The 3,697-nt window shown below is 65.5% G+C and carries 4 protein-coding genes; 1 reads left to right on the forward strand and 3 read right to left on the reverse strand.

Annotated elements, in window-relative coordinates; all coding sequences use genetic code 11:
- The 3 genes from BRAS3843_RS32860 to BRAS3843_RS32870 form a co-directional block, all read right to left on the reverse strand.
- Positions 1-628: hypothetical protein (locus BRAS3843_RS32860; protein ID WP_035983598.1), on the reverse strand; the 628-nt coding region annotated here is incomplete at its 3' end.
- A gap of 151 nt (positions 629-779) precedes the next feature.
- Positions 780-1,301, reverse strand: coding sequence for a xanthine phosphoribosyltransferase (gene gpt / locus BRAS3843_RS32865; protein ID WP_008973538.1), 522 nt, complete (start codon positions 1,299-1,301; stop codon positions 780-782).
- Between the two features lie 42 nt (positions 1,302-1,343).
- Positions 1,344-2,081, reverse strand: coding sequence for a molybdopterin-binding protein (locus tag BRAS3843_RS32870; protein ID WP_008973539.1), 738 nt, complete (start codon positions 2,079-2,081; stop codon positions 1,344-1,346).
- A 226-nt stretch (positions 2,082-2,307) separates the two neighbouring features.
- On the opposite strand from BRAS3843_RS32870, the gene BRAS3843_RS32875 reads away from it, so the two are divergent.
- A partial coding sequence (locus BRAS3843_RS32875) for a circularly permuted type 2 ATP-grasp protein (RefSeq protein WP_035983599.1) occupies positions 2,308-3,697 on the forward strand: 1,390 nt, incomplete at its 3' end.

Consider the following 3,697-nt stretch of genomic DNA (forward strand, 5'->3'; position numbering starts at 1 on the left):
GGGGAGAGGGAATGTACTGTGCGCTCGGATGCAGCACCGGCCGGTAGCCAGCCGCGATGGCCCGCAACGTCGACGGCGGGGTCAGCAGCATCGCGCCGTCGGGCACGGCGCGCGCCTCGCCATAACCCGCCGCTGACCACGGCAGCGCCCTGCCCCGCGCAACCAAGAAGCTCTCCGCTCCGGCCTGCACCATCGTGCCGTCGGGCAGCGCGTCGACAGGCGCCGGCAGCTGATGCAGCCGCTTGCTTCTGCGGTCGAGACGCTCGCGATGCAGCACCGCGTCGATCTCCGAGGCGAGCAGGCCGCTTGCGCCATTGCCCGCTTCCCATGCCGCGCGAAAACGGTTGGCATCGTCGCGGCGGCAGTAAAAGCAGGGCCGATGCCCGGCGGAGAGCGCCGTCGCCTCGTCGAGAAAAAACAGCTCGGTCCAACTTTGCCGCGCCATCACCTCGCGGCGGCGGCCGCGGAATTCGCAGACGCAAGTCAGCCAGGCCGGACTCGACCAGCGCTTGTTGAGCAGCGTCTTGGTCGCGGGATCATGGATGATGCCGCGATTACCGGTGAACAGGCCGCGGTGCGGCGTTGCGATGATCTCGCCGGTGGGGGTGACGCGGTTTTGGAGTGGCATGCCCACACTCCGCTCTCACCGCCGTCATTCCGGGCCGCCCAACGGGTCCGCGCGAAGCGGCCCGATGACTCCGGGCGAGCCCGGAATCCATAACCACGATCGGGAGTATGGATTCCGGTTCACGCTTCGCGTGCCCCGGAACGACAGCGAGCTACGCCGCCCCGTCGCGGATTGGCGGCTGGAACGACAGCGCGGTGTCCCAGGGGAAGAAGATCCAGGTGTCCTGCGACACCTCGGTGATGAAGGTGTCGACCAGCGGCCGCCCCTTCGGCTTGGCATAGACGGTGGCGAAATGCGCCTCGGGCAGCATCTCGCGCACCATGCGCCCGGTCTTGCCGGTGTCGACCAGGTCGTCCACGATCAACAGGCCTTTCCCGGTCCCGCCGCCGAGCTTGGCCGTGTCTGCGGAGACGCCTTTCAGCACCGTCAGATCGCCCTGCTTGTTATGATCATAGCTGGCGATGCAGACCGTATCGATGATGCGCACGCCGAGCTCGCGCGCCACGATCGCAGCCGGCACCAGCCCGCCGCGGGTGATCGCGATGACCGCGTGAAACGGCCCGACCTCATTGAGCCGCCAGGTCAGCGCCCGGCAATCCCTGTGAAACTGGTCCCAGGAGACCGGGAAGGCCCGGCCCGCGCGCTCTTCCGCGCTCAACGTCTTGTCCGCCATATCGTCTGTTCCATCGTTCCTCGGCCCCAACGCAATCCCGCTTTAACGCGAAACATTCAGCCCGGCGAGCATCTCCTTCACCGCCGCCATCGCGGCCGACAGCTTCTCCGGCTCGCGCGAGCGCACCACGAGATGGGTGTTCGGCTTCTGCTCCTCGTCGGTGAACGGATAGCTGCCGATGATCGTATCGGGATGGGCCTTGGCGATCTCGCGCAAGGGGCCGCCGATATCGCCCTCGCGGGCATTGGCGCGCACCGTCTCCGACAACATCCGCACGCCCGATTTCAGCTTCGGCGCGACGATGTCCATCATCGCCTGCATGATCGACGGCACCCCGGCCATGACGATCACGTTGCCGATCTTGAAGCCGGGTGCCAGGATGGTCGCGCTCTGGATCAGCTCGGCGCCCTCGGGGATGCGGGCCATCCGCAGTCGCGCCTCGTTGAGGTCCTGCCCGCTCCAGCGCTCCCGAAACCGCGCCACCACGTCCGGGTGATGATCGATGCCGACGCCGAACGCCTCGGCGACCGCATCCGCGGTGATGTCGTCATGGGTCGGCCCAATCCCTCCCGTCGTAAACACGTAGGTATAACGGTGCCGGAGCGCGTCCAACGCGGCGATGATATCGGGCTCGTCGTCGGCCACGACCCGGACCTCCTTGAGGTCGATGCCGAGATTGGTGAGGTACTCGGCAATGAAGCCGATGTTCTTGTCCTTGGTCCGGCCGGACAGAATCTCGTCGCCGATGATCAGCAGCCCCGCGGTGACGATCTCGCTCATGATTTCTCCTCGCAACTGTCGTCTGTTTTGGCCCGTTGCGTCGCCAATGTCATCCCGTCCCCACAGCGATGCCGCCGATTTGAGCATCTTATAGCCGGTTTTTCGGGCAGGACTTCCAGCCGCCCGCCGAAATGCCGCCGACGCCTGCATATCGCGCTGGCCCGCCCCTTGCTACTCTCCCCGGGAGTCATGCAGTCTAGGCTGTGGCTGAGAGATACGGGCATCGATGGCACTTGCTTTCGACGAAATGAACGCGCCGGGCGGCGACATCCGCCAAGCCTATCAGGAACTGTCCCGCTGGCTGAAGGACACGCCGCCGGAAGCCTTGGAATATCGCCGGCATGAAGCCGAATTGCTGTTCCGGCGAATCGGAATCACCTTCGCGGTCTACGGCGAGGCGGAGGCGCAGGAGCGCCTGATTCCCTTCGACGTGATTCCGCGGATCCTGTCCGCCAAGGAATGGGCCCTGTTGGAAAAGGGACTGAAGCAGCGCGTCAAGGCGCTGAACATGTTCCTGCGGGACATCTATCACGGCCGCGACATCCTGCGCGCCGAGGTCATCCCTGACGACCTGATCTTCCAGAACCCCGTGTTCCGGCCGGAGATGAACGGCCAGGACGTGCCGCATGACGTTTACGTTCATATCGCCGGCATCGACGTCGTTCGTGTCGACGCCAACGACTTCATCGTGCTGGAGGACAATGCGCGCACGCCCTCGGGCGTGTCCTACATGCTGGAAAACCGCGAAATCATGATGCGGCTGTTTCCGGACCTGTTTGCCCGCCATCGCGTTGCGCCGGTCGAGCGCTATCCGGACGAGCTGCTGGCGGCGCTGCGCTCGGTCGCCCCCTTGAGCGCATCGGCCGAGCCGACTGTCGCGCTGATGACGCCCGGCATCTACAATTCCGCCTATTACGAGCACTCCTTCCTGGCGGACAAGCTCGGCATCGAGCTGGTGGAGGGGCGCGACCTCATCGTCAAGAACGATGAAGTCTTCATGCGCACCACCGAAGGGCTGAAACGGGTCGATGTGATCTACCGCCGCGTCGACGACGACTTCCTCGATCCCCTCACTTTCCGCCCCGACTCCGCGCTCGGCGTGCCCGGGCTGATGTCGGCCTATGCCGCCGGGAACATCACGCTCGCCAACGCTGTGGGGACGGGCATCGCCGATGACAAGGCGATCTATTCCTACATGCCCGAGATCGTGAAGTTCTATCTCGACGAAGAGCCGATCCTGAAGAACGTGCAGACCTGGCGCTGCCGCGAGCCGCAGGACCTGTCTTACGTGCTGGATCACCTCGGCGAGCTCGTGGTCAAGGAGGTGCACGGCTCCGGCGGTTACGGCATGCTGATCGGGCCGGCCGCCACCAAGGCCACCATCGAGGCCTTCCGCGACAAGCTCAAGCGCGAGCCTGAGGGCTTCATTGCACAGCCGACGCTCGCACTCTCCACCTGTCCGACCTACACGGCCTCCGGCCTCGCTCCCCGCCATGTCGATCTCAGGCCGTTCGTGCTGACCGGCCGCGAGCGCGTCACCATCGTGCCGGGCGGCCTGACCCGCGTCGCTCTGAAGGAGGGATCACTGGTGGTCAATTCCAGCCAGGGCGGCGGCA

It is taken from the genome of Bradyrhizobium sp. STM 3843 (genome assembly GCF_000239815.1).
GTDB lineage: Bacteria > Pseudomonadota > Alphaproteobacteria > Rhizobiales > Xanthobacteraceae > Bradyrhizobium.